The sequence below is a fragment of the Streptomyces sp. NPDC057638 genome, assembly GCF_042800315.1.
Taxonomy (GTDB): Bacteria; Actinomycetota; Actinomycetes; order Streptomycetales; family Streptomycetaceae; genus Streptomyces.
In genome coordinates this window covers 79,017-105,543 of sequence record NZ_JBHVHF010000001.1, presented here as the reverse complement: position 1 = coordinate 105,543, position 26,527 = coordinate 79,017, and the positions used below count along the sequence as shown (strand labels likewise).

16 protein-coding genes and 1 pseudogene are annotated in these 26,527 nt (G+C 74.2%); 7 read left to right on the top strand and 10 right to left on the bottom strand.

Annotated elements, in window-relative coordinates; all coding sequences use genetic code 11:
• From ACFVIM_RS00375 to benA, 10 genes and pseudogenes are all read right to left on the bottom strand, one after another.
• Window positions 1-1,299, bottom strand: a pseudogene (locus ACFVIM_RS00375) (hypothetical protein); the annotation flags it as partial.
• Window positions 1,296-5,018 (bottom strand): DUF5682 family protein, encoded by a 3,723-nt coding sequence (locus ACFVIM_RS00370; protein ID WP_384296876.1) that lies wholly within the window; start codon window positions 5,016-5,018, stop codon window positions 1,296-1,298. The gene ACFVIM_RS00370 and the pseudogene ACFVIM_RS00375, both read right to left, overlap by 4 nt.
• Entirely contained in the window at window positions 5,015-6,175 is a 1,161-nt protein-coding gene (locus tag ACFVIM_RS00365) for an AAA family ATPase (RefSeq protein WP_384296875.1), read from the bottom strand. Before ACFVIM_RS00365 ends, ACFVIM_RS00370 begins: the two co-directional genes overlap by 4 nt.
• Window positions 6,176-6,691: 516 nt before the next feature.
• Window positions 6,692-11,596 (bottom strand): DNA-binding protein, encoded by a 4,905-nt coding sequence (locus ACFVIM_RS00360; RefSeq protein WP_384296873.1) that lies wholly within the window; start codon window positions 11,594-11,596, stop codon window positions 6,692-6,694.
• A complete protein-coding gene (locus ACFVIM_RS00355; protein ID WP_384296872.1) occupies window positions 11,593-12,477 on the bottom strand; it encodes a DUF4132 domain-containing protein in 885 nt (294 codons plus the stop codon). Before ACFVIM_RS00355 ends, ACFVIM_RS00360 begins: the two co-directional genes overlap by 4 nt.
• 151 nt (window positions 12,478-12,628) lie before the next feature.
• Window positions 12,629-16,030, bottom strand: a complete 3,402-nt coding sequence (locus tag ACFVIM_RS00350) for an AAA family ATPase (RefSeq protein ID WP_384296871.1) — start codon at window positions 16,028-16,030, stop codon at window positions 12,629-12,631.
• Window positions 16,031-16,086: 56 nt separating this feature from the next.
• Window positions 16,087-16,863 (bottom strand): 1,6-dihydroxycyclohexa-2,4-diene-1-carboxylate dehydrogenase, encoded by a 777-nt coding sequence (locus tag ACFVIM_RS00345; protein WP_384296870.1) that lies wholly within the window; start codon window positions 16,861-16,863, stop codon window positions 16,087-16,089.
• Entirely contained in the window at window positions 16,860-17,948 is a 1,089-nt protein-coding gene (gene benC, locus ACFVIM_RS00340) for a benzoate 1,2-dioxygenase electron transfer component BenC (RefSeq protein WP_384296868.1), read from the bottom strand. Before benC ends, ACFVIM_RS00345 begins: the two co-directional genes overlap by 4 nt.
• A gap of 20 nt (window positions 17,949-17,968) precedes the next feature.
• Window positions 17,969-18,538, bottom strand: a complete 570-nt coding sequence (gene benB, locus ACFVIM_RS00335) for a benzoate 1,2-dioxygenase small subunit (RefSeq protein ID WP_384296867.1) — start codon at window positions 18,536-18,538, stop codon at window positions 17,969-17,971.
• A 120-nt stretch (window positions 18,539-18,658) separates the two neighbouring features.
• The gene (benA, locus tag ACFVIM_RS00330) at window positions 18,659-19,999 is read right to left on the bottom strand and encodes a benzoate 1,2-dioxygenase large subunit (RefSeq protein WP_384296866.1); all 1,341 of its coding nucleotides are present in this window, start codon (window positions 19,997-19,999) and stop codon (window positions 18,659-18,661) included.
• 192 nt (window positions 20,000-20,191) lie between these two features.
• On the opposite strand from benA, the gene ACFVIM_RS00325 reads away from it, so the two are divergent.
• From ACFVIM_RS00325 to ACFVIM_RS00295, 7 genes are all read left to right on the top strand, one after another.
• Window positions 20,192-21,178, top strand: a complete 987-nt coding sequence (locus ACFVIM_RS00325) for a LysR substrate-binding domain-containing protein (RefSeq protein WP_384296864.1) — start codon at window positions 20,192-20,194, stop codon at window positions 21,176-21,178.
• A complete protein-coding gene (locus tag ACFVIM_RS00320; protein ID WP_384296863.1) occupies window positions 21,105-22,208 on the top strand; it encodes a mandelate racemase/muconate lactonizing enzyme family protein in 1,104 nt (367 codons plus the stop codon). Before ACFVIM_RS00325 ends, ACFVIM_RS00320 begins: the two co-directional genes overlap by 74 nt.
• 236 nt (window positions 22,209-22,444) lie before the next feature.
• Complete coding sequence (catA, locus tag ACFVIM_RS00315) at window positions 22,445-23,320, top strand: catechol 1,2-dioxygenase (protein WP_384296862.1); 876 nt, start codon at window positions 22,445-22,447, stop codon at window positions 23,318-23,320.
• 64 nt (window positions 23,321-23,384) lie between these two features.
• Window positions 23,385-23,666 (top strand): muconolactone Delta-isomerase, encoded by a 282-nt coding sequence (gene catC, locus ACFVIM_RS00310; RefSeq protein ID WP_384296860.1) that lies wholly within the window; start codon window positions 23,385-23,387, stop codon window positions 23,664-23,666.
• A gap of 74 nt (window positions 23,667-23,740) precedes the next feature.
• Entirely contained in the window at window positions 23,741-24,496 is a 756-nt protein-coding gene (locus ACFVIM_RS00305; RefSeq protein ID WP_384296882.1) for a CoA transferase subunit A, read from the top strand.
• Entirely contained in the window at window positions 24,496-25,146 is a 651-nt protein-coding gene (locus tag ACFVIM_RS00300) for a CoA transferase subunit B (protein WP_384296859.1), read from the top strand. The genes ACFVIM_RS00305 and ACFVIM_RS00300 overlap by 1 nt, the downstream gene beginning before the upstream one ends.
• Window positions 25,143-26,345, top strand: a complete 1,203-nt coding sequence (locus ACFVIM_RS00295; RefSeq protein ID WP_384296858.1) for a thiolase family protein — start codon at window positions 25,143-25,145, stop codon at window positions 26,343-26,345. The genes ACFVIM_RS00300 and ACFVIM_RS00295 overlap by 4 nt, the downstream gene beginning before the upstream one ends.
• The last annotated feature ends 182 nt before the right edge of the window (window positions 26,346-26,527 follow it).

The window sequence follows — 26,527 nt, the reverse complement described above, 5'->3', positions numbered from 1 at the left end:
TTCGCGGGCGAGGAGGTGCTCGCCCGCGGCGCCGACGAGGATCAGGTCGCAGCCGATCAGCTCGCGGGCCGTCGCGTCGGCCCGTGCGGGGTCGCTACCGGCGCTACCGGCGCCTTCCGCGAGCCGGGCCGCGACCGCCTCCGACAGCGGTCGGGCGAACAGCGTGGCGAGCGCCCCCGACGTCCACGGCAGTCCGGCGAGCGGAGTCGCCTTCACTCCCTTCCCGGAACCCAGCCGCCGGTCCGGGGAGAGCGTCGCACCGGTGATCAGGAGTCCGCCACGGGAGAGCCGGGCGTGGTCGAGGGTGCCCGAGCCGAGCATCACGCTCGCCGTGCCGGCGCCGCGTGCCCGGGCCGGGCCGCCGGGCTTGACGTCGGCGACGGAGTACCACTGTCCGTCCTCGGAGACGAGGTGGGTGACGACACCGCCGTATCCGGTGGCGGTGATCACCGGTTCCCGGCAGACCCCGTACACCCGCAGTCCGCCGCCGGGACGGTAGCCGCGACGGGCGGTGCCGACCAGTGCCGGGGACGGGTTCCCCGCCGCCAGCAGGTGGGTGGTGAGCAGCAGTTCGCGGACCTGGGCCACCAGGTCGGCCAGCCGGTGGCCGTCGTGCCGGGCGCGGGCCGCCCGCAGCCCCCGGGTGACACGCAGGGCCGCGGCCTCGGCGCGGTGCAGTCCGGCCAGCCGGGCGGTGTGGGCGGCCCGCAGCAGTTCCGCCTGGGGTACCGCGCCCGCGGCGGGGACCCCCGCGGCGAGCACGTCCGCGGCGGCCGCCCACAGCGCGGCCGCGGCGGCGATCTGTGCGGGGGTCGGGCCGGTGGGCGCCGGAATGTCGAGGTCCGGCGGGGCTGGTTCCGGTTCGGCGGCGGGGGTGTCCGCGTCGGCGACCGGGCAGGCGCCGAGCACGGCGGCGCGGTGGAGACACCGGGGGGAGAGCAGGCAGGTGCACACCGCCTGTCCGGCGTCCGTGACCGCGCCGGTCGGGCCGGGAGAGAGCGCGACTTCGGTGTCCTCACCGCACCGGATCCGCAGCACGCCGTCGGTGACGGTGACCGGCAGGGCCGCGTACGACGCGATCGTGGCGTCCAGCTTCTTGCGGAGCCGTGCGGTCAGGCCCTCGACGGCGGCGGCTACGACATCAGGCGCCACCGGCGGCAGTCCGGCGTTCGCGGGGCCTTCGCTCGTCGCGTCGGTCGTTACCGGCTCGGTCGTTACCGGCTCGGGGTGTGTCAGGCCCGGGTACGTCGTCATGGGGTCGGTCGCTATCGGGTCGGGGCGCGTCGGGTCCGTGTTCATCGGGTCTCTCCGCGGAGGCGGTCGCCCACCCAGCGGGCGAGGGCGAGGGGGCTGAGGGCGGCGACGGGCATGCCGGCGGCGACGAGCTGGCGGGCGACGGGTACCGAGTAGCGCGGGGTCCCGGTGTCGTCCAGGGCCGCACAGCCCATCAGGTGCGCCCCGGAGGAGGCGAGGGAGTTCACCTCGCCGAGGAGTCCGCCCAGGGCGTAACCCTCCTCGAAGTCACTGACCACCACCACGATCGTCCGGCTGGGCACGGTCATGAGGGTGCGGGCGTGCGCGAGTGCGGCGGCGATATGCGTGCCGCCGCCGACGCGTACCTCCAGCAGCAGCGACAGCGGGTCGTCCACGTGGTCCGTCAGGTCGATCACGTTGGTCGAGAACGCCAGGAAGTGCGTGGAGAGGGTGGGTACCCCGCCCAGCACGGCCGCGGTCAGCGCCGACCAGACGACCGACGCCTCCATCGATCCGGACACGTCGACGACCAGGATCAGACGCCAGTCGGCCTCCTTGCGGGAACGGGTGCTGAACACCGGCTTCTCCGGGACGACCAGGGTCCGGCCGTCGGCCGTTCGGCGGGTGGTCGCGAGGTTGGCCCGCAGGGTGCGCGGCAGGTCGAGCCGGCCGCCGGGGCGGCGGGTCGGTCGCGGAGTGGCCAGACCGGTCAGCGCCGGACGCATCCGGGTGGCCAGTTCCTTCGCCAGTTCCTCGACGAGCCGGCGCACCAGGGGCCGCAGCGTGGCCAGTTGTTGTTCCGGCATGCCCCCGGCGAGGGACAGCACGGACGTCAGCAGGTCGACCGAGGGGCGCACCGAGGCGGGGTCCAGCTCGGCCAGCACGTCCGTGCGGCCCTGGTCGGCGGCGCGGGCGAGCACCTCCTCGCGGATCTCCGCGCCGAACAGCGCGTCGAGTTCGGCGGCCCACTCGCGGGCGGTGGGGAAGGATGCCTCCTGACCGCCGCCCGGGCCGCCTTCGCGGCCGAGGTCGGTGGCGCCCTCGCCGCGCCCGGTGCCGTACAGCTCGTCCAGCGCGTGCGCGTAGCGGCGGGCGTCCGTCGGCAGCTTCTCGCTCTCCCGGCCGAGCAGCAGCCGCCACCGGTCGGTGGGTGAGAGGTGGGGCGCGCCGGGCGGGGACGCGCGGGGAGTCGTGGCGGGGATCGTATCGGGGGCTGCCGGGCCGTCGGCGGGGGTTGTGGGCCGTGGTGGCGCCGGGGGCGGGGTCTGTGCGGCGGCTGAGTCGGGTGGGCCGGACGGTGTCCTTGTCGGCAGGGCCAGCGACGTCACCGCGGCGAGGCCCGCCGTATCGGCCGCCGTCCACAGGGCGAGCAGTGCGGGCGAGGCGCCGAGGGAGAGGTCGAGCCGGTCGCCGAGGCGCTCGGTGACGGCGTCCAGCAGACGGCCTCGGCCGGCCGGGCTGAGCGTGTCGAAGCCGCCTCGCAGCGCGGGCAGCCGGTCCAGGAATCCTTGGTCGGTGAGTGTGTCGATCCGGTTGAGGAGCGGGTCCAGCGCGGTCGGCGAGGACTGGAGCAGCGGGGCGGCGCCGCTGAGCAGTCCGGAGAGCCTGCGGGCGAGCGCCAGCCGCGTGTCCGGGTGGGTCGCGGTGTCGATCCACCCGGCGGTCCGTGTGCCGAGTGTCGCGGTGTCGTCGAGGTCGAGCAGGACCCGGGCGACGAGTGCGGCGCCCTGGACCAGGGGGGAGCCGGTGTGCGCGAGGGTGGCCAGCGCGTGGTCCATCCGCAGCCCGAGCCGGTGGTCACCGGCCCGCGAGGCGAGCGCGATCAGCGCGGCCGCGTCGCTGGGCGCGTCGCTGCCGGAGAGGCCGGGCAGGGCGCGGACCGCTGTCTCCAGCAGGTCGGCGGCGAGCGTGGCGGCGAGCTCGCGGCTCTCGGCGGTGGTACCGGGCAGATGGCCGCGGCGCAGTGCCTCCAGCAGGTCGAGCGCCTCCAGGAGTTCGGTGAGTGTCGCGGCGGCGGGGAGGACGGCGGCGGCGTCGGTGAGCCGTTCCGTGACCAGCGCGGGCAGGTCGCAGCGGGCTGCCGCGCCCAGCCCGGTCAGGACGAGCGCACAGGTCGGCCCGCCGTCCGCCGACGCGCGGCGGTACATCTCGCGCAGGGTGCCCTCGGCCGCGAGGGCCGCGGTCACTCCTCGGACTCCGGCCAGGTCCAGTCGCACGGGGACGGCCGGGTTCCAGGACAGCCGCCATCGGGTGGTGAGTGCCGTGCCGTCGCCCGTGCCGGCCACCTCCGTGGCTTCGCCGTAGCCCGCGCCGCACACCGCGAGGCGCTGGAGCAGGATCTCGCGGCGGCTGTCCAGGGAGGAGCGGAACGGGTCGAGCCGCACCTCGCGGGCGGCGGGTTCGTCCGGGCGCGGCAGTCGTAGCGCGGCGAGTTCGGCCTCCACGGAAGGGCCGAGTCCGGACCGTGGGGTTCCCGGGGCGGTCCGGCCCCGGTCGGTGCCGACGAGGACGGCTTCGAGGGCACGGGCGAGGGCCCGGCCCCGGCCGAGGGGCTCGCCCTGGCCCATGACGGTGGTCAGTGCCTCCAGCACCTCGCCGCGCCCGGGGGCGGCGAGACCGCGCACGCTGGCCAGGTCGCGGGCCATCCGCAGGGTTTCGGCCGCCTCGCCGGTGCCCGCGCTGTGCCCGGCGGTCCGCAGGTGTCGGCATACGTCGGTGATCGCGCGGGCGGCGGCGGTGTGCAGCAGCTCGGGCTGGCCCGCGGCCATGTACACGGCCTGCTGCCAACGTGGGTCGCGGATGCCCGCGGGGTAGCCGGAGCGGGAGTCGAGGAGGTCGAAGGAGTAGGGGACGAGTGAGGTGACCACGGCCGGTCGCCGCCCGGTCCGGGGGGTGTCGGGCGCGGGCGGCGGCGCGGTGGCCGGGCCCGGGTCCCGGGTGTGGCTGGCCTGGTCCGGTCCATCCGCTCCGTCCGGTCCATCCGGTCCATCCGGTCCATCCGGTCCATCCGGTCCGTTCGCCCCGTGTGTCAGGGCCTGCGCGTGGAACGCGCCGATGACGGCGGCGACCCGGCGTCCGCCCGCCGAGGCATGGGCGATCGTGTGCCGCATATGACGCTCGCGGGCCAGGTCCACCGCCGGTACGCGGCCCGCCGACTCGGCGTCCCGGCGCAGGGCCCAGCCCACGCCGAGCGCCGCCCTGCGGATCGCCTCGGGGGAACAGCCGGGGGCCAGTACCTCGACGCAGCGGTCCCACAGGTCATCCCCGTCGCGCCCGGTCCCGGCGGCGGTGAGCGCGTCGGCGAAGGAGGTGGGTCCAGCGATGGGAGCCGTCCGGTCGAGGGCGTCACGGGTGTCGCCGGGGAGGCTGGTCGTGTCGTCGCCGTGCCACACCGGATCCGTCATCGGCAGGTCGCAGCAGACGACGTCCACGTCGTGCTCGCGCGCCCAGCGGATCGCGGCGAGTTCGGGCGAGAAGTCGGCGAAGGGGTAGAAGCCGAGCCGACCGCCCTCGCCGGCCCCGGCCAGTGCGACCGGCGCCAGGGTGCCGGGGGCGGCCAGGTGGGTGAGCCACGGCTGGAAGTCGACGGGCAGCTCCACGCAGACGACCTCGGCGCCGGAGGCGTCCAGCAGGGCGGGCACGGCCGCGGCGAGGGCGGGGCTGTGGTGGCGTACCCCCAGCAGGTACGGCGTCGTGGAGCGGGCGAGGGCCTCGACCGCTTCCTGCGGGTTCTGGGGGGCCTGGAGGGCCTGAGCGCGTGTCACCGGAGGTTCTCCCGCAGGTCCCAGAGGCGGCGCCAGGTGGGCGAGCCGTCCTCGGCGCGGCGGCGCACCGGGCCGTCCCAGTAGCCGAGGAGCCGCGCGTGGTCGGCCGGGTCGTCCTTGCGGACCACGCCGAGGAGGTGGCCTGGCACCAGGTCGAGGACGTCGCCGCCGGGCAGGTAGGCGGTGGCCACCCCGAGGGAGGTGGCGACCTGCACGGCTTCGGCCGTGGACAGCACGGTGCCCGGGCGTTCCACGTCCCAGCCCTCCGCGGACCGGCCGGCCCGCAGGTCACGGAAGACGGTGACCAGGACGTCGAGGACCGCGTCGTCCACCGCGAAGGCCGCGCCGGCCCGTTCGACGGCCGCGGTGGCCTGCCGCCGGACCAGGGTGGTCTCCGCGTCGATGTCGGCGATCGGGTGCACGGTCTCGAAGTTGAACCGGCGCTTGAGGGCCGCGGACATCTCCGACACACCGCGGTCGCGCAGGTTGGCGGTGGCGATGACGGTGAAGCCGGGTGCGGCCGCGACCTGGGCGTCGCCGGTTCCGGACAGTTCGGGCACGCTGATCCGGCGGTCGGAGAGGAGGGAGACAAGGGCGTCCTGCACCTCGGGCAGGCAGCGGGTGATCTCCTCGACCCGGGCCACCCGGCCCGTGCGCATGGCGCTGAGCACCGGCGAGTCGACCAGCGCCTGTGGGGTGGGGCCCTGGGCGAGGAGCAGCGCGTAGTTCCAGCCGTAGCGCAGCGCGTCCTCGGTGGTGCCCGCGGTGCCCTGGACGGTGAGGGCGCTGGTGCCGCAGACGGCGGCGGCCAGCAGTTCGGAGAGCATCGACTTGGCGGTGCCGGGTTCGCCGACGAGCAGCAGGCCGCGCTCACCGGCGAGGGTGACCACACACCGTTCGACGAGGGCGCGTTCACCGACGAACTTGGGGGCTATCTCCAGCCGGTCCGGCAGCGTCTCGTGCGGCTTGGGGAGCTGGAGCGACTCTCCTCCGCTGCCGCACACGAAGGTGATGACGGCGCGGGGCGTGAGCCGCCAGCCGGGCGGACGGGGCCCCTCGTCATGGGCGGCGAGGAAGGCGAGTTCGGTGGCGTGACGCTCCTCGGCGGGCAGGGTCTGCCGGGCCGTGGGGGCCGTCGCCGTGTCGGTCGAAGGCATGCGGGATCCTTGCTGATCGGTACGGGTCGGTACTGGCTGTCGCTGGCTGGTTCTTGCTGGTACGGGTTGGTCCGGGTCTCTCACCATGGGTGCTGGTCAGGCCGGTGTGTCGTGATGGTCAGGTGGAGGGAGACCCTGGGGCGGCGGGACTCCAGGGTGACCGGTGGGGGCCGAGCGGGACGAGTGCGGGCGGTGCGTGACCCCGGGCCGCCTCATCCCTCCGGCCGCCCCGGCCGCCCCGGCCGACAGGTGCCGGTCCGGGGTCGGCCGGTACGGGGTCGGCCGGTCCGGCTCCGGGCCCTCGGCCGTGGGGGACGCGGGCCCGGTGGACGGAGACGACCCGTCGCCCTCACCTGGCAGGTGGTGGCCGACCGGAGCCGTGGTGGGTCCGGGCCGACCGGACCCGTGGCGCGGGCCCGGACGGTCTGTGCGAGCGGCCGGGGTGGGCGGGGCGGCGGAGTCGCCCCGGGCTGAGGCTCCGGAGTCGCCCCCGGCCGCCCCCGGCCGTTCACGGGGTCAGCGACGGCGCCCGCGGCGGACCTTCAGCTCCGCGAAGCGCGGCCCGTCCCCGTCCCGCACCCGCTGCCAGGCCCTGCGGTACAGGTCCGCGACGGGTTCGGCGGGCACGAGGACCCCCAGTACGGCGTGCTCCTCGTGCACCAGCTCGCCGTAGAGCGGCAGCTTCCACGCTTCCAGGGGGACCCGCGGTGCGCCGGGGTCGACCCAGCCGCCGGGCAGGAAGAGGGAGCGTCCGGCCCGGGTGCGGCTGGCCTCCACCACCAGGTCGGTGGCGGCCAGTTCGGCGCGGGCGGCCTTGAGCCGGGCGGGCCTCCAACCGGTCCACCGGGCCGTCATCCGGTCGGTGGGGTCGGGCATGGCCAGCAGCATCAGATAGACCGTGGCGGCGTCCTCGCCGATGCCGTGTTCCTTGGCCGCCAGGGTGACCAGGTCGGGCACGGAGCGGCTCGGGTCCTGTGGCCACCAGGTGCCGTCCTTGTCGCGGTCGCCCGCCAGGGGCTCGCCCGGGTCGGCGAGCAGCGCCGCGACGTGAGGGGAGCGGGCCAGCCGCAGCGCCGCCTCGGCCGGGTAGGGCCGCTGGTGCTGGATGCGCAGCGCGGGCAGGTACGGGTCCTGGCCGGCCTCGTCGAGCAGGTCGACGCGCAGGCCCGGAGCGGGCTGGTCGTCGTGGGTGGCGAGGATGACCGCGCCGTACCGTTCGTAGCCCGGGCCCGTCTCGGTCGGGGTGCCCGCGGCCTTCCTGAAGGCGGAGAGGCGGATGTACTCCCCGAGGTCGAGGACCACTCCGGGGTGGGCCAGTCGTTCGCGTACGGCGGTGAGCGCGGACGGCAGGGCGGCACGGATCGGGTCACCGGCGGGGAGCCGGTGGGCGAGCCAGGCGGCGAGGGCGACCGCGCCGGTCAGCGTCTGGGCCGTGAACCCGACCGGGTCGTTCCCGACGGGCCGGACCCGGTCGCCGTCGACCGCCCAGGTGAGGTCCTGGGTGAGCCGGGGTTCACCGGCGGGGCACAGCAGGGCCGGGAGTGCCTCGCGCACCTCCCACGGGGTGTGCTTGACGGCGCGGAGGGCGTCGTTGAGCAGCTCTTCGGGGACGGCGGTCCGTCGGCCGACCCGGTCGTTCCAGACCTCGGCGGCCGCGGCCACGTCGGGCCCCTCGGTCCACAGACGGGCCGGGTCCGCGGGCACGAGGGCGGCGACCACGGCGGCCCGGATATCGCCGTCGACGCCTTGCAGCTCGTTCTTGGCGACGGCGGCCAGGGTGACCTTCACGCCGAGCTGGGTCCGCGCCGGTGCGCTCAGGAACGTGCGCTCGTACTCGTCGACCTGGGGCAGGCCGGCCACGATCAGCCGGGCCATGGTCTCGGTGACCCCGGTGAGCGCGGCGAACTCCTCCGCGGCCGAGGGGAACCAGGGGGCGGGCCCACGGACGGCCAGTTCCGCGAGGATCGCGCCGGGCCGGCGGGCGGCGTCCTGGTCACCGAGGGAGGTGGATTCCAGGAGCGTGTAGGGGTCCGGGGTCTCGAACTGCCCGGCCGGATCGTGGAAGAGCCCGGTGAACACGCAGCCGTCGTCGTCCGGCGAGCGGCGGCCGAGGATGGCGACGAAGGCGCCGCCGCCGAGCGGCAGCAGGCCGTTCCAGGTGCCCTCGCGCCAGTTGCCCGCCGGGGTGCGCAGCGGGCCGGCCGGGAGCCGCAGCACCACCGTGCGCCAGCGCCCGGAGCCGCCCTCCGTCAGACCGAGCGTGTCGAGTGCGGCAAGCAGCGCGCCCAGCGCCTCGCGGTGCTCCTCGGAGGTGGTGGCCGCGGTGGCGCGGAAGGTCAGGGCCGTCACCCGGTTGAGCAGCGTCTCCAGGCCGGGCTGGCCGAACGGCAGTTCCGGCCCGTCCAGATGGAGTCGCGCGGTCCGGTCCGCGGGAACGGCGGTTTCGGTGAGCCCGGCGGCGCGGGTCAGCACGCGCAGGGCGCGGAAGACCGTGTCCGTCTCCTCGGCGCGGTGCCACCAGTAGGAGCGCGGCGAGCCGAGTCCGCTCATCGCGTCCAGCAGCACGGCGTCGGTCGGCCCGGCCGGGCCCGTCTGCCCCGGATCACCGGCGAGCGCCCGGGTCAGCCGGTCGGCCACCGCGTCCAGTACGGCCTGCTGCTGTGCCGCGTAGCGGACGACGCCGGTGATACCGGCGACGAGCGCGTCGTGGGTGACGGGCAGCAGGGCGCGGACAGCGGTGGGCAGGGCCGTCTCGTCGTCCTGCCCGGCGGCCGCCAGCAGGGCGAAAGCGGTGTCGCGGTCGATCCGCCGCAGTGCCTGGGAGCCCCGCTCGTCACGAGGTGTCAGGCACTCCCAGTACTGCGTCGGCGGCAGCAGCAGGGTGCCCTCGCCGAACACGCCGGGCGTACGGTCGGTCTTGGCCACCGAGGTGACGACGCCGTCCGGGTCGACCAGTTCGAGCTGCCAGCTCCCGCGGATGACGGCCTGGGGCCGGTCGGCGCCGGGGAACCGCACGAGCACGGCGGGTACGCCCCGGTCCGTGGCGAGGGTGACGGTCTGTCCGGCCAGGTCCCGGACGCGGTGGGAGCCATCGGGCAGCCGCACCGCGCACAGCCCGATCAGGCCGTCGACGGGCGCGGAGGCGGGGGCCCGGCCCGTCGTCGGCGAGGGACGCAGTCGGGCGTCGGCGAGCACGCTGCCCTGAGGGGCGTCGCGCAGCGTATCGGCGAGGAAGGCGGGCCGGCTCGCCCGGCCGACCTCCCCGGTGGCCGGGTCGTACTCGTGCCAGCCCCGTCCGCCCTCGTCACCAAAGGCGTGCCACACCCAGTACGCGACACCGTCGGAGAGGATCGCGCGTTCCTCGGGCACCGTGGTGTCCCCGGTGTGCAGGACGCCCGCGCCGGTGGTCCGGCCGCCGCCGGGCAGGGGCAGGGTGATCGGCATGTCGCCGCGGTACCAGTCCATCTCGGTGCCCCGCGTGGACCGGGGGCCCTGGAGGGTCTGGGACTGGTCCGGGCGGGTGTGCCAGTAGCCGCGCAGGCTGTCGCCCTTGTGGTCCCAGTAGACGAGCAGTTCGCCGTCGACGTGGTGGAAGCCCGGGTCGCCGCGCCGGTCGTTCGCGGGGATGCGCAGGTCGTGGGTGAGGACGGTGCCCTCGGCTCCGATCACGCGAGCCTGCTGGGGGCCCGCCACGATGAGATGCGGCCAGGCGTCGGCGACGATGAGCTCCTCGACGTCCTTCCTGGGGACGAGGGCGGCCGCCGCCTCCTCCCAGGCGGGCCAGCCCAGTTCGTCGAAGAGACCGGCCCGCAGGGTGCGCACCAGGACCGGCGCCAGGTCGGTTCCGACGGCCTCGCGCACCTCGTCCTCGGCCAGCGCCAGGGCTTCGGCGGGCAGCCATGTCAGCCTGCTCAGCGCCTCGGGCAGCTGCGGCAGACCGACGGCGGTGAAGCGCCGCACGACCCGGCGCACCCACGCGGCGAGGAGCGGACGCCCGCCGGGCGACTGGGCCAGCAGCCGGATCGCCCGCCGTGACGCGTCGTTGTCGCCGAACTGTTCGGCGCCCTGCCGGAACGCGTCGTGGAAACGGGGGTCGGCGGCGAGCGCCAGCAGGTCCCGGTGTCCTTCGCCCGGCGCCCACTGCGCCAGCATGAGGGAGCGGTCGGGTCCGGGGGTCGCCACCGGTACGTCCAGGGACAGCAGCAGGTCGATCAGGTCGATGTCGTGTTCGGCCCTGAGCCCGCGCCCGGCTTCGGCGAGTTCGGTCCGCAGTCGGCCCGCCGCGCGCTCCACCAGCGGGTACAGCGCGGGCATCCGGGTGGAGGCGCGCCAGGACCGTACGCGTTCGCGGAACGTCAGGAACCGCTCAAGCCAGCCCGCGGTGCCGTCCCGCGGCCTCTCCTCGGCGGGCAGGGACTCGTCCCACAGGGCGGCCACGGCACCGGATTCCCGGAGGATGTCCAGCCATATCGCGGGCATGTCGTCGTCGTAGCAGGAGGGGACCAGGTCCAGCAGTGTGCCCCGCAGCCGCGGCTCCCGCGCGGCCAGCGCCGTGAGGGCGGCCCGGTGCCCCTTCCACCAGCCCGCCGCGGCGCGCAGGGTGGCCGGCAGGCCGAGCAGTTCGGTCAGGTACTCCTGCTCCGCCAGGTCCGCGTCCTGTCCCGCGGCACGGGCCAGTCTGCGCAGGTCGTTCGCCATCTGGGCGGACGGCGGGAGGCCGCCCGCGGTGCGGCGCAGACAGAGCCGGGTGAAGCGCCGCAGTGCCTCCTCGGCGGGCACCCGCGCGGCGAGTTCCCTCGCGTATCCGGACAGCACCTTCACGGGCAGCGCTCCCGCCAGGGCGAACTCCAGGAACACGGCGTCCAGGCGCTCCTCCTCCACCGGCAGCCCGTGTTCCGCCTCGGCCTTGCGGGCGCGGGAGAACAGCTGTGCCGCGTAGGTGGCGTTCTCCTCGGCGAGGAACACGCGTGCGGCCTGCTCGTAGAAGGTCGGCAGGAAGTGCGGTACCGAGGCGGCGAGCCGGGCGGCCAGCTCCAGGTAGGCGTCCAGGGCGGCCTTCGGCTTGGACTTCACCTGCCGGGACGCCCGCTCCAGGTCCGGTACGACGCCCAGGGCGTGATGGCCGTCCCGCGGATGGTGCACGAGGACCCACTCGGGGAATCCGAGCGACTGGCGCAGCCCGAGCCCGACCACGGCGGGCTCCGCGTCCGGCACCATGCCGAGGTAGCCGGCGGCCAGGTCCTCGGCCTCACCCAGTTCCCCGGCGACCAGACGTACCACCACCCGGTCGTCCAGACCCGGGTGACGGTAGGTCCGTGTGGTCAGCGGGACGGCCTGTTCCCCGGCTCCCCGGGTGTCCGGCGGCAGTACCCCGCCGGCCGCCAGCAGTTCCCTGTACGACATCTCGGTTCCCCCGCTCATGCGTCCTTGCCCTCCTCGATCACGCGCCCGGCGTACAGCGCCGCGGCCATGCGCATGCCCTCCGACCAGGCCACCGGGCCCACCTCGCGCAGCGGCAGGGCGCGGCCGTCGTGGTTGTGCCAGGTGAGCGCGCCGGTGTTCACCTCGTCGTCCGCGTATGGCTCACCGATCCACACGGAGGCTTCGACGGTCCGTCCGCCGTCCCGTACGCGGGCGGTGGCGTAGCCGCCGGACACGCGGTAGCCGAGCGAGGAGGCGCGCGCGGCGAGGGCGAAACGGGAGCGGAACGTACCCCCGGTGAAGGCCCGCACCTCGGTGGCCTTGGTGTCGGGGTGCTCGGGGTTGTCGGGGTGCTCGGGGCGCCGCCATATCGCCCGGTGGATCTGTTCCACGCTCTGGGTGATCCCCAGCTCCGCCGCGAACTCCCGTATGTCGTCGAGGTCGGGGAGCAGCACGGGGTGCGGCAGGGTCACGGTGCGCGGGGAGAGCCGGACCGTGTCGCCGTCCAGGTTCACGATCCGCAGTTCACCGGAGTCCGTGGCACCGCGCAGGAAGCCGACCTCGTCCGGGTCGTCGCCGACCACCGCCAGATCCCGCAGCGCGGACCGCCACGCCTCGTCCGGCCAGACCCGGGCCAGCAGGCCGGTGGGCACGGGAAGTGAGGACACCATCCAGGCGTCGACCTGCGCCACGCACGCGGCCGAGTGCCGGTCCAGCCATTCGGCGAACCTCCGCAGCCGGTCCACCTCCGGATGGTCCTTGAGCGCGCGCGGCAGCGTCTTCAGCTGCCGTCCCGCCGCCCGGCCCGAGGTGGCGCGTGCCGCCACCCGCCCTTCCACCAGGGCGACTTCATACCCGTCACCCGCTGACAGCCAACCCACGAGCCACAGCCTTCCGCGTTCAGGAACACCAGAGGAGAGCACTGTTGTGCCGGGGAATCCCGGCGCCAGCGCGTCGATGGGAAAGACGTTAGCGGCGGCCACTGACAACGCGGTCCCGCGGCCCGTCCGGCCGACGGGAATCCGCACCCGGCTACACCCGGCGGTCTCCTCCGGGGTGCTCTGGGGAGTGTCCGGTCATCCCTCCCGGTCCTGCCCCCCCGGGATGAGCCGCCTCATGGCAGCGGGCGGCCAGCTCGCCTCGTGAGCGGATGCCGAGTTTCGCGTAGATCCGGGTCAGGTGGTACTGCACGGTCTTCACGGAGATGAACAGTTCCGAGGCCACCCGCTGATTGCTCGCTCCCCGGGCGACGAGCCGGGCCACGGCCTGCTCCTGGGCGGTGAGCGGTGAGGACCCGGCGGCGCCCCGGCCCGCGCTCACCCCGCCCGCCTGGAGTTCGCGGTCGCAGTGGTCGGCGCAGGTGCGGGCACCGAGGGCGCGATAGGCGTCGCGGGCGTTCCGCAGGACCATGTCGGCGTCACGGCGCTTGCCCGCACGGCGCAGGGTCTGGCCGTAGGCGAAGTTCACCCGCGCCCGGTCGTACGGAAGGGGGAGGCGGTCGAGATGAGCGAGGGCGGTCTCGAACGCCGCGCGCGCGGCGGCGATATCGCCCCGGGCGGCCATGACGCGCCCCCGGACCCGGCCCAGCCGCGCCTGGGTGGAGCGGTGCTCCCGGCGGGCGGCCAGGTCTTCGTACGGGGCGAGGAAGGCATCCGCCTCCTCGGTGCGGTGCGTCATCACCAGGGCGTTCGCGTAGACGTCCTGCCAAGGCCAGAAGCCGGGTTCATCGATGCCCGAGCGGTCCGGCAGCCGGACCACGGGGGTGAGGGCTTCGACGACCTGCGCGTAGTCCCCGCGGGCCTCCGCCACCAGGGCGCGGGCCAGACAGGACGGGACCACCATGACCTCGTAGTGGTGCATGCCCGCCGACGCCTCCTCCAGATGGCGCTCGGCCGCCGCCCAGTCGCCGCGGAGGGCATGGATCTGCGCTCCGGTCCAGTGCACCGCCGGGCGGACGAGTTCGATTCCGGCCTCGGCGAGGCGGGCCGCCGCGCGGTCGACCGTCTCCAGCGCCTCCGGCCAGGAGCCGAGCGCGAACTGGGTACGGGCCAGCCATGCCTGGGCCCAGAGCGAGATACGGGTGGAACCCATCCGGTAGCCGGTGGGCACGGCCCCTTCCAGTTCGCGGCGGGCGGCCTCGGGGGCGTCGTGGGCGAGGTCGACCCAGCCGCGCCCGAGCCGGAAGCGCTGGGACTGGGCCCCTCCGGAGTCTTTGGCGAGGGCTGTCTCATAGACGGCGACGGCCTCCCCGGGGCGCCCCAGGGCGGCGAGTCCGAGTCCGAGCACCGCCTCGGACTCGATGGCGGAGGGGTCGCCGGGGTCGGCGCACTCCAGTGCGCGCCGCGCCCAGGTGACCAGCGCGGGCGCGTCCCAGCGGCCCAGGGCGTGCAGGACGCGCCGCTGGCAGATCCTCGCCATCAGATCGGGCCGCAGCCCCGGGTCGCAGCGTGCCTCGGCCTGGCCGAGGAAGGTCTCCGCCTCGGCCGAGCGCCCGCGCATGATAGCCAGATAGCCGAGCACGACATCGCGGAGCGTGCCGGCGGGGAAACTCTCCAGCTCCGCGGCGAAGACCGCCGCCCGGGGCACGTCCCCCGCCGCGATCATGGCGTCGACGGCGCGCAGCAGCCGGTCCTGGCGGGCGGCCCGGTCCGTGCTCAGCCGCCCGGCCCGGACCAGGGCGTCGGCGACGGCGGCCCACTCCCCCGCGGACGCCCGCCCGGCGGCGTACCGGTCGAGTTCCCCCGCGAGTTCCGCGTCGGCCGTGGTGGCGGCGGCGCGGTGGGTGAGGCGCAGGCCGGGGTCCTCGGCGAGGTCCGCCGCGCGGCCGTGGAGATCGCGGCGGCGGGCCAGGCCGATCCCGGCGCGGACGGCGGCGCGGGTCAGGGGGTGGGGGAAGGAGAGCACGGTGCGCCCCGGTTCGACGGCCGCGGTGAGCAGCCCGGCGGCGCATGCCTCATCGGCGGCGGGCAGGGCGTCGTCGAGGCGGGCGAGAGCGGCCGCCGTGACCAGGGGGACACCGTCCGTGCCGCCACTGTCGCCCTCGCCGTCGATGAGTACGGAGCACGCCTCGACCAGGGCCCGGACCGCGTCGCCGCGGCGGGCGAGCCGGTGCTGTACGTCGACGGTGTAGCGCGCCGGTGCCGGGAGGGTGGGCTGCCAGTCCTGCCAGATGTCCCGGGGCAGTTCGCGGAGGAGTCCGAGGATGTGCCGGGGATTGCCCCGGGTGTGCCGCCGAAGGTGACGGGCGGCCTGGCGGGAGAGCGGGAGATCGGCGCCGGCCCGGGCCAGTTCCCCGATCTCCTCGGGGCCGAGTGGTCCGAGCCGTATCGCCCCGTCGCGGCGGCCGTCGAGGAATTCCAGGGTCTGTACGGGGACTTCGCCGTGCGGGCCGTGGAGATCGTCCCGGGCGATCAGAAGGACGAGCACCCGCTCCGTGGTGAGGGCCCGAACGGCGGAGCCGATGGCGCGCAGACTTCCCGGGTCGGCCCAGTGCGCGTCGTCGACGACCACCGCGAGGGGGCCCTTGCGCTGGGCGGCGGCCCAGAGCCGGTGCAGCCGCCCGGCGGCGTCCAGGATCGCGTGCGGGGGTACGGGCGCGGGCCAGGGTTCGGTGCCGGAGTACGGGCCGGGGCCGGGGCCTTGGGCAGGGGCCGGGGCAGGTACGGAAGCAGCGCGCGAGCCCGGGCCGGGGCGCGGGGCATCGGGTCGGGTCGGGCCGGAAGCGGAATCCGGTCCCCAGCCCCGGTCCGGCACCGGACACCAGCCGGGTTCCGGGTCGGGGGCCGGGTCAGGGGCCGGGTCGGGGGCCGGGCCGAACTCCCGGCCCAACTGCAGGCCAGGGGCCGGGTCGGGGGCCAGGCCAGGGGACGGGTCAGGGGCCGGGTCGGGGGCCGGGTCAGGGGCCAGGTCGGGGGCCGCCGGGCCGAACTCCCGGCCCAACTCCAGGCCAGGGGACGGGTCAGGGGCCGGGTCCCCCACCGGAGCAGGCACCGGCGGGAGTGCGGGGTCCGGGCCGGCGAGCGATGCGCAGGCCCGGGCCAGCTGGTCCGCCACGCCGAGTGCCAGCCCGGCCTCCCAGGGCACCCCGGCGACCCGGACGATCCGCAGCTCTCCCGCCGACGGGGCGCACGGCCCGGAAGGCCCGGCGGGGGCGAGGGAGACAAGAGGCGCGGGAGAGACTGACCGGCCGCGGTCCCCGGTGGACGCGGGAGACACGGGAGCCGCAGGGGACACAGCGGGCGCGGGCGGTGGCGGAGCCGTCTCCCGGGCGGCGAGGACGTGCCCGGCGAGCATGGTCTTGCCGCTGCCCGCCGGGCCCTCGATGAGCACCATCGCCGGGCGGCCCGCGCGGGCCGCCCGGAGCAGCCGGGCCAGCGCGGCGGTCTCCCGGGCCCGTCCGATCGGACCGCACTCCCGGTCAGAGCGTTTCTCCATGGCCAGGCACGCTAGCACTGGTGTGCGCCATGACCTCGGGGGCGGCCCGCGGAGCTTCAGCCGAGGTCGCCGCCCGCGACGGGCAGCACGGTCCCGGTGATGTAGGACGCCTCGTCGGAGGCGAGGAAGACGATCGCCGCCGCCTGCTCCTCCAGCGAGCCGTACCGTTTCATCAGCGAGGAGGCGACGGTCTGGTCCACGATCTGCCGGTACCACTCCCGCTCCTGTTCCCCCTCGGGCGCGGGTCCGCGGGCGATGCGGCGGGCGGGCGCGTCGGTGCCGCCGGGAGCGGTGGCCACGACCCGGATGCCGTACGGGGCGGCCTCCAGGGCCAGTGCGGCGGTGATGGCGTTGACCCCGCCCTTGGCCGCCGCGTAGGGCACCCGGTTGATGCCCCGGGTGGCGACGGAGGAGACATTGACGATGGTGCCGGAACGCCGCTCGATGAGATGGGGCAGCACGGCCCGGCACATCCACAGGGTCGGGAAGAGGGAGCGCTGGATCTCGGCGCGGATCCGGTCGGGGGTGTAGTGCTCGTAGGGCCTGGCCCAGATGGTGCCGCCCACGGTGTTGACGAGACAGTCGATCCGGCCGTGGCGGTCCAGGGCCGCGGCGACCGCTGTCTCGGCTCCCTCGTACCGCTCCAGATCGGCGGTGACGGCGTGCCCGCCCAGTTCGGCGGCGGCCTCGTGGACGGCTTCGGCGCGGTCGCAGAGCACCACCTCGGCCGATTCCGCCGCCAGTCGGCGGGCGACGGCGAGCCCGATGCCCTGGGCGGCGCCGGTGACCAGGACCGTACGGCCGCTGAACCGGCCCGGATGAGGCGCGGTCACCGGGCGGCCCCCGTGGTCGCCCCGGCCACGAGGGCGTCGGCACCGGCGGGCGCACCGGCCCCCGAAGCCGCCGTGACGGCGAACCGCTCGTAGTGGAAGCTCGCCGGAGTGATCCCGAGAGCGGCGATATGGCTCCGTACCGCGTCGACCATCGCGGGCGGCCCGCAGAGGTAGACGTCGGCGTCGCCGCCGTGCAGGGTCCGCGCGTCGATGAGTCCGGTGACAAAGCCCTTGTTCCGGGCGCCCGAGGCCGGGTCGGCGACACAGTGGTCGTAGGTGAAGCCGGGGATGGCGGCGGCGTACCCGGCAAGGGTGTCGAGATGGACCAGGTCCTCGTCGGTGGTGACGCCGTAGAGCAGATGGACGGGGTGGGCGGCCGGGCCCTGGGCGATCTTCTCCAGCATCGACAGCAGCGGCGCGAGCCCGGTGCCGCCCGCGAGGAGGAGGGCGGGGCGGGTGAGCGGGCGGAGGTAGAAGGTGCCCAGGGGCCCGGTGAACGTGATCCGGTCGCCGGGCCGGGCGCGCTCGGTGAGATAGCCGGACATCGCGCCGCCGTCGGTGATCCGGGCGAGGAAGGAGGCCGCCCGCCGGTTCGGCCCGGAGCTGAAGGAGTAGGAGCGCTGCTGATCGGTGCCGGGAACCGTGATGTTGACGTACTGGCCGGGCAGGAAGTCCAGTGCCCGGCGGTCGTCGATGTCGAGGGTGAGTCCGACGGTGCGCCCGGAGTACCGCTCGACGGCCGTGACCGTGGCGGTGTGGACGCCGGCGCCGGTCCGGGCGGCGGCCGAGGTGGCGGGGACGCGCAGCACGAGATCGCTCAGCGGGGTCATCTGACAGGGCAGGCAGTAGCCGCTCTCGGCCTCGTCGCCGGTCAGCGCCTCCTCGATGTAGTCGCCGCCGTCGTAACGTCCCGACTCGCAGTACGACTTGCAGGTGCCGCAGGCTCCGTCGCGGCAGTCGAGCGGAATGTTGATGCGCGCCCGGTACGAGGCGTCGGCGACGGTCTCGTCCGGGCGGCAGTCGATAAACCGGGTGACGCCGTCCTCGAAGCCGAGGGCGACCTGGAATGCCGTGGGGGTGCTCATGGGTGCTCGTTTCGGACCTGTCAGACGTGGTACACGTCGACGACATGGTGGACGTAGTCGTTCTTGAGCACGACCTTCTTGCCGAGGATCAGCGGGGCGTCGCCCGAGAAGTCGACGCGGTAGAAGGAGGTGCCGAAGTAGGTGTCGACGGTCTGGTAGCGGTAGTAGAGCGTGAACCAGTTGAAGCGCACGTCCACGACGCCGCCGGACTGACCGGTGATCTCCACATTGGTGATGTTGTGACCGGTGCGGGGCTCGGGCAGGCTGGTGGCGCTGGAACGGTCGGTGCGGATGCGGAAGACCCGGTCCTCCAGGCCGCCCCGGTTGGCGTAGTAGATCAGTGAGATCTCGGTCCGCGGGTCGCGGGTGAGCTCCTCGTCGTCGGCCCAGGCCGGCATCCAGAACTCGGCGTCGGGGTGGTAGCACTCCAGCCACTGCTCGAACTCGCGGTCGTCGAGATGGCGGGCCTCGCGGTAGAGGAACCGGCGCACCGTCTCCAGGGAGACGGCCGCGGTGCCGTCCGGGCCGCCGGTCGGGGGGGTCCGCGGGGCGGGGGCCTCGTCCCGCTCGTGGGTGGTCGTGGTCGTCATGGTGTCGTCGTGATCCCTTCGGGTCGTACCTCGGTCACCGTCGGCGCCGCCGCGGCGCCGCGCCCGGGGCGCCGCGGAAGATCCACGGGCCCTTGCGGCCGGGTCTCTTCCTGAGACCGGTCAGCCGTCCAGCGCCCGGCGCAGGGTCCGCTGCCAGTAGCCGTGCTGGATGGGGTAGAGCCCCTCGTCCTCGGTACGGACCCCGCTGGCGATCGGCTCCAGTCCGATGCGCCGGGCGTCCTCGTCGGGGCCGTCGATCTGGTGGACCGCGCCCCGGCTGAGGTCGTTCCAGGGCGCGGCGCCGGCCTGATAGGTCTTCTGGCAGGAGCGGAACTCCTCCAGATCGTCCGGGGTGGCCATACCGGTGGCGTTGAAGAAGTCCTCGTACTGGCGGATGCGCAGGGTCCGGGCCTCGGCGCTCTCGCCCTTGGGGGCGATGCAGTAGATCGTGACCTCGGTCCGGTCGACCGAGATCGGCCGGAAGTGCCGGATCTGGGAGCTGAACTGGTCCATGAGATAGACGTTCGGGTAGAGGCAGAGATTGCGGGAGACTCCGATCATCCAGTCCGCCCTCGCCTCGCCGAACGCCTCCACCAGCTCGTCGCGGCGGTCGTGCAGGGGGCGGTTGGCGGGGTCGAGCCACTTCGTCCAGAGCAGCAGATGGCCGTGGTCGAAGGAGTAGAAGCCGCCCTGCTGCCGGGACCAGCCGCCGGCGTCCATGGTCCTGGTGTCGTTGGCCGACTCGCCGGACGTGCGGCGGGCCTGGGTGGCCGCGTAGTTCCAGTGGGTCGCGGAGACGTGGTAGCCGTCCGCCCCGTTCTCCGTCTGGAGTTTCCAGTTGCCGTCGTAGGTGTACGTCGAGGAGCCGCGCAGCACCTCCAGGCCCTCGGGCGACTGGTCGACCACCATGTCGATGACCTTCGCGGCCTCGCCGAGGTGCTCGGTGAGGGGGACGACGTCCGGGTTGAGGCTGCCGAAGAGGAATCCCCGGTAGCTCTCGAAACGGGCGACGCGGGTGAGGTCGTGCGAGCCGTCGGTGTTGAACTGCTCGGGATATCCGGCTCCGCGCGGGTCCTTGACCTTGAGGAGCCGGCCGGTGTTGCTGAACGTCCAGCCGTGGAACGGGCAGGTGAAGGTGGTGCGGTTGTCCGTCTTGCGGCGGCAGAGCATCGCGCCCCGATGGCTGCACGCGTTGACGAGGGCGTGCAGTTCCCCCTGCTTGTCCCGGCTGATGACCACCGGCTGCCGGCCGATCCAGGTCGTGAAGTAGTCACCGGGCCCGGGAATCTGGCTGTCGTGGGCGAGATAGACCCAGTTGCCCTCGAAGATGTGCGTCATCTCCAGCTCGAAGAGTTCCTCGTCCGTGAAGACACTCCGCCGGACGCGGTACACACCGGTCTCGGGGTCCTCCTCCAGGGCGTCCTCAAGGATGGCCCGCGCACGGCCCCGCTCGTCGGCCATGGTCCGTCCCTCCGATCGTTACGGCTGCTTTTCAGCACCATGACACCGAGGTGAAGACGGTGGCCCCAGACGTTTTCCCAGGCTTGACCCAGGGGGGTACTGATATCGACCGCATATCAATACGCTCCATTCCGATATTTGTTGCGTATGGGATTCGGTCCCTACGATGAGGCGCAATCGAGGGAGATTCCGATGGAACTCAGACACCTCCGGTATTTCGCCGCGGTCGCCGACACCCGTCATTTCGGCAGGGCCGCCGAGCAACTGCACATGGCCCAGCCCCCGCTCTCCCAGGCGATCCGCCGACTGGAGACGGAGCTCGGGGTCGCGCTCTTCGCCCGTACCACCCGGCAGGTCGACCTGACCGGCGCCGGCGAGGTGTTCCACGCCGATGTACGGCGCATCCTGGCGGCCGTCGACGATGCGGTGGTCCGGGTGGAGCGCTTCACCGCCGGGGTGGCGGGGGTACTGCGGATCGGCCTGACCGGTTCCGCCGCGTACCGCCGACTGCCCGCCCTGGCGCGGCTGGTCAAGAGCGCGCTGCCCGGCGTGACGCTGGAGGTGCACACCGAACTGCTGACGCCCGCTCAGGAGGCGGGACTGCTGGACCGCCGCCTCGATGTGGGGGTGCTGCGCCCGCCGGTCCGCCGGGAGGGCATCATCCACCGGGCGCTGGCGGACGAGCCGCTGGTCCTGGCGGTGCCGGAGGAACACTGGCTCGGCGACGCGGAGTCGGTGCGGCTGGCACAGCTGCGCCAGGAGGACTTCATCATGTACGGGGCCGCCCTGGGGTCCGTCGTCGACGAGGTGGTGATCCGCGGCTGCCTGGAGGCCGGTTTCCGCCCGCGGCGGGCCCATGAGGTCGCCGAGACCTCCACCGCGCTGGCGCTGGTCGCCGCCGGGCTCGGTGTCGCCGTGCTGCCGGACTCCATCCGCGCGGCCCGCCGCGAGGGCGTGGTCTGCAAGGAGATCACGGACGCGCCGTCCGTGGGGCTCGTCCTGGCCTGGCGCGCGGACGACTCCTCACCGTTGCTGAGAAATCTGCTGGAAACCCTGGAAAAAGACGGAACATTTATCACACCCGAGAATCCCGACGGGGCACGGCATGAAAATCACCAGGATAGAGACGATTCCCTTTGCGATTCCCTATCGAAAGCCACTCAGATTCGCCAGCGGTGAAGTGCACACCGCCGAACACGTCCTGGTCCGGGTGCACACCGACAGCGGTCTGACAGGAATCGCCGAGGCACCACCCCGGCCCTACACCTACGGCGAGACGCAGGAGTCGGTCGTCGCGGTGATCGACCGGATCTTCGCTCCCCAGCTGCTGGGGCTCTCCGCGCTGGAGCGGGAGACCGTTCACGCCCGGCTGGACCGGACCGTCGGCAACCCGGCGGCCAAGTCCGCCCTGGACATGGCGCTCTGGGACATCCTCGGCCAGGCGGCCGGAGTGCCGGTCTCCGCACTGCTCGGCGGCTGGACGGACCGGATGAGGGTGAGCCATATGGTGGGCTTCGCCCCCGCCGGGGACATGGTCGCCGAGGCCGCGCGGATCCGGGAGACGTACGGCATCACCACCTTCAAGGTCAAGGTGGGGCGCACGCCGTACACCGACGACGTCGCCGCCTGCCGTGCCCTGCGCGAGGCCCTCGGCCCGGACGTGGAGCTGTACATCGACGGCAACCGGGGGTGGACGGCGGCCGAATCGGCGCGGGCGCTGCGGGAGATGGCGGACCTGGGGCTGACCTTCGCCGAGGAACTGTGCCCGGCCGACGATGTGCTGGGGCGGCGCTGGCTGGTGGAGCGGTGCGCCGTCCCCTTCATCGCGGACGAGAGCGCGACCCGGCCCGCCGAGGTCACCCGGGAGCTGCTGGGCGGCGCGGCGACCGCGATCAGCGTCAAGACCGCCCGTACCGGCTTCACCGCCTCCCAGCGGGTGCTGTACCAGTGCGAGGGTCTGGGCGTGGCCGTGGTGATGGGCAATCAGATCGACGGCCAGATCGGCACCCTCTGCTCGGTGGCCTTCGGCGCGGCACACCGGTCGTCCTCCCGGTACGCCGGTGAGCTGTCCAACTTCCTCGATATGACCGACGACCTCCTAGCCGAGCCGCTCTCCGTCGTGGACGGACATCTCCGGGTCCGGGAGGGCGCGGGGCTCGGCATCGTCATCGACCCCGGGAAACTGGCGCGTTACCGCCAGGACGGCTGAGCCCTCCGGGGCACCCCGCGCCCGCCCGCGCACAGCGCGCCCGGACCCGCCTGACCGGGCCTCTCCCCGGCTCTCGTCCACGGCTTCCCGCCACCGGCTGTGCCGCCCTCCCCCGGCTGTGCTTCCCTCCCCCGGCCGTGCCTCCGGACACCGACCCGCCGGCCCGGCGGGGCCACCCGCCGGAGTCTCCGTCTCCGCGTCACCCATTCCGAATTCCGACAGAAGGACGCCACACCATGACCGACGCCACCACCGCCACCACCGGAGCCGCCGCCACCGCCGCCGCTTCCGGAGCCGCCGCCACCGAGCGGTTCCGCAGCAAGCGGACCGGCGGCGACGCGGCCGGGAACGCCACCGACACCCGGCGCGTCGACACCCTCGCCACCGAGGTCCTCGCCGCTGTGCACGAGGTGATTCGCCGTCAGCGGGTGAGCTACGCCGAGTACGACGCCCTGAAGTCCTGGCTGATCCAGGTCGGGCAGGACGGCGAGTGGCCGCTGTTCCTCGATGTCTGGGTCGAGCACGTGGTGGAGGAGGTCGCGAACGCGGACCGCCTGGGCAGCAAGGGCACCATCGAGGGGCCCTACTACGTCCCGGGCTCGCCCTCCTTCGACGGCGCGGCCACCCTGCCCATGCGCCCGGACGAGCCCGGCGTCCCGCTCCTCTTCCAGGGCCGGGTGACCTCGGTGGACGGCACCCCGCTGCCCGGGGCGCGGATCGAGATGTGGCACGCCGACGCGGAGGGCTTCTACTCGCAGTACGCGCCCGGACTGCCCGAGTGGAATCTGCGGGGCACCGTCGTCGCGGACGGGCGGGGCGGATTCGCGATCCGCACCGTGGAGCCCGCGCCCTACCAGATCCCCACCGACGGCTCCTGCGGGCGGCTGATCGCGGCGGCCGGCTGGCACGCCTGGCGCCCCGCCCACCTCCATCTGAAGGTCTCGGCGCCCGGCCACCAGCTGGTCACCACCCAGCTCTACTTCCGGGGCACGAGCCATGTGGAGGACGACATCGCCTCGGCCGTCAAGCCGGAGCTGGTCCTCTCCCCGGTCGCCGCCCGGGACGGCGCGGGCAAGGAGGTCACCCACGACTTCGTCCTCGACCGGATCTGACACGCACCCACTCCCCACCCCGGTACCGGTGTCCGGTACCGGCCACCGCCGAAGGAAGAGCACCATGCTGTTCGCAGTGACGATGGACGTCGCGCTCCCGCACGACCTCGATCCCGGGGTCCGCGCGGACCTGATCGCGCGGGAGAAGAGCTACTGCCAGGACCTCCAGCGCGAGGGTGTCTGGCCGCACATCTGGCGGCGCGCGGGGCAGTACGCCAACCTCAGCGTCTTCGACGCCCCGGACAACGACCGGCTCCACGAGATCCTCTGGAACCTGCCGCTCTTCCCCTATATGACGATCGAGGTCACCCCGCTGGCCGCGCACCCCTCGGCACTGGCGGGCTGAGCGCCGTGGACGGGACGGAGAACGGGAGCGCCGCCGCGTGGGGCGCCGCCGGGGTACGGAGCGTACGGGGCGCCCTGGACAAGGTGGTCGGGTCGGCCGCCGAAGCCGTGGCGGATCTCCCCGAGGGCGCGTCCCTCGCGGTCGGCGGATTCGGGCTCAGCGGGGTGCCGAACGTACTGATCGCGGCGGTCCACGCGCGGGGCACCGGTGGGCTGAGGGTGGTCTCCAACAACTGCGGGGCGCGGGAGTCGGGGCTCGCGGTGCTGCTCGCCGCGGGCCGGATAGCCCGGGTCACCGGCTCGTACATCGGCGCGAACAAGGAGTTCGCCCGTCAGTATCTGAGCGGTGAGCTGGAGGTGGAGCTGATCCCGCAGGGCACGCTCGCCGAGCGGCTTCGGGCCGGCGGCTGCGGCATCCCCGCCTTCTACACCCCGGCCGGTGTCGGAACCCTGGTGGCCGACGGCGGACTGCCCTGGCGGTACGACGGGGAGGGCGGGGTGGCGCTGGCCTCGCCGCCCAAGGAGGTGCGGACCTTCGACGGCGTCGACCATGTCCTGGAGCACGGGATCCGGACCGACTTCGCACTGGTCCGCGCGGCCCGCGGCGACCGCCACGGCAATCTGGTCTTCCGCAGGTCCGCCCGTAACTTCAACCCCCTGGCGGCCATGGCGGGACGGATCACCGTCGCGGAGGTGGAGGAGCTGGTCGAGCCCGGCGAGCTGGACCCCGACGCGATTCACCTGCCGGGCGTCTTCGTGCGGCGGGTGGTCGCCCTCAGCCCCGCGCAGGCGGCGGAGAAGCACATCGAGCAGAGGACGGTGCGCGGCTGATGGCCTGGACCCGGCGGGAGATCGCCGCACGGGCGGCGCTGGAGCTGCGCGACGGCGAGTACGTCAACCTCGGCATCGGGCTGCCGACACTGATCCCGGACCATCTCCCCGGGGGTGTACGGGTCGTCCTCGAATCGGAGAACGGCATCCTCGGCACCGGCCCGTATCCCACCGAGGACGAGGTGGACCCCGATCTGATCAACGCGGGCAAGGAGACGGTCACCGTGCTTCCGGGGGCCGCGTTCTTCGACTCCGCGCTCTCCTTCGGGATGATCCGGGGCGGCCATATCGACACCGCCGTCCTCGGCGCGATGCAGGTCTCGGCCGGTGGCGACCTCGCCAACTGGGCCGTACCGGGGAAGCTGGTCACCGGTATCGGAGGGGCGATGGACCTGGTCCACGGCGCCCGCCGGGTGGTGGTCACCATGAACCACACCGCCAAGGACGGCAGCCCGAAGATCGTCGCGGAGTGCTCGCTGCCGCTCACCGGCCGCGCGTGCGTGGACCGGGTGATCACCGATCTGGGCGTCCTCGACATCACCCCGCGCGGCCTGGAGCTGGCCGAGACCGCCCCCGGTGTCACGGTGGCGGAGATCCGGGCGGCGACCGCCGCACCCGTCCACATCCGCCGCGCAGGGAGCCCCCGATGAAGGATGTCTACATCGTCGACGCCGTCCGCACCCCGGTCGGCAGATACGGGGGCGCGCTCTCCGGCATGCGCCCCGACGACCTCGCCGCCCATGTGCTGCGGGCACTCCTGGACCGTACGCCGGAGCTGGACCCGGCCCGGATCGGGGATGTGTTCCTCGGCAACGCCAATGGCGCGGGCGAGGAGAACCGCGATGTGGCGCGGATGGCGGTGCTGCTGGCGGGGCTGCCCGTCACCGTGCCGGGGGTGACCGTCAACCGGCTCTGCGCCTCCGGTCTGGAGGCCGTCGTCCAGGCGGCACGGGCCATCGCGCTCGGTGACGTCTCGCTCGCCGTGGCGGGCGGCGTGGAGTCGATGAGCCGGGCCCCCTGGGTACTGCCGAAACCGGAGCGGGCCTTCCCGGCGGGCCCCCCGGAGATGCACTCGACCACACTCGGCTGGCGGATGGTCAATCCGGCGATGGACCCGCGGTGGACCGTGCCGCTGGGCGAGAGCGCCGAGCTGATCGCCGGACGGCACGGCATCACCCGTGCGCGGCAGGACACGTTCGCGCTGGCCAGCCATGAGAAGGCGGCCCGGGCCTGGCGGGAGGGGGCGTACGCGGCGGAGGTCGTACCGGTCGAGGTGCCCGCGCGGCGCGGGGCCGCGGTGACCTTCACCCGGGACGAGTGTGTCCGCGAGGACGCGTCCCTGGAGGCGATGGCGAAGCTGAGACCGTCGTTCCGTACGACCGGTGGAACGGTGACGGCGGGCAACTCCTCGCCGCTCAACGACGGTGCCGCGGCCCTGCTGCTCGCCGACGAGGAGGGGCTGCGGGCGACCGGCCGGGAGCCACTGGCCAGGATCGGCGCGAGCGCGGTGACCGCGGTCGAGCCGCAGTGGTTCGGGCTGGCCCCGGTCGGTGCCGTGCGCCGGGCCCTGGACCGGGCCGGGCGGAGCTTCGGGGACCTCTCCGTACTGGAGCTGAACGAGGCGTTCGCCGCCCAGGCCCTGGGCTGTGTCGCCGAGTGGCCTGACCTCGATCCAGGCATCCTCAACCCGCGCGGCGGGGCCCTCGCGATCGGCCACCCGCTGGGCGCCTCCGGGGCGCGGCTGGCGGGCGCGGTGGCCCATCAGCTCAAGGCCGCGGGCTCGGGCACCGGTGTGGCGACGCTCTGCATCGGGGTCGGCCAGGGGCTGGCGCTGGTCCTGGAACGCTGACGGGCGGCGGCGGGACGCGCGGGCCCGGGGTCCGCGCCGCTGCGGGCTCCGGGCTCCGGGTCCCGGCCCCGGGTGCCCCGGGCGGCTCGTACGCCACCGGCCGGGCCGTCCCCGCCCGGTCGGCGGACGTGCCCGGCGCCCCGCGTTCCCGGCTCCGCACCTCGTCCCCTCCGGTGTCCCGG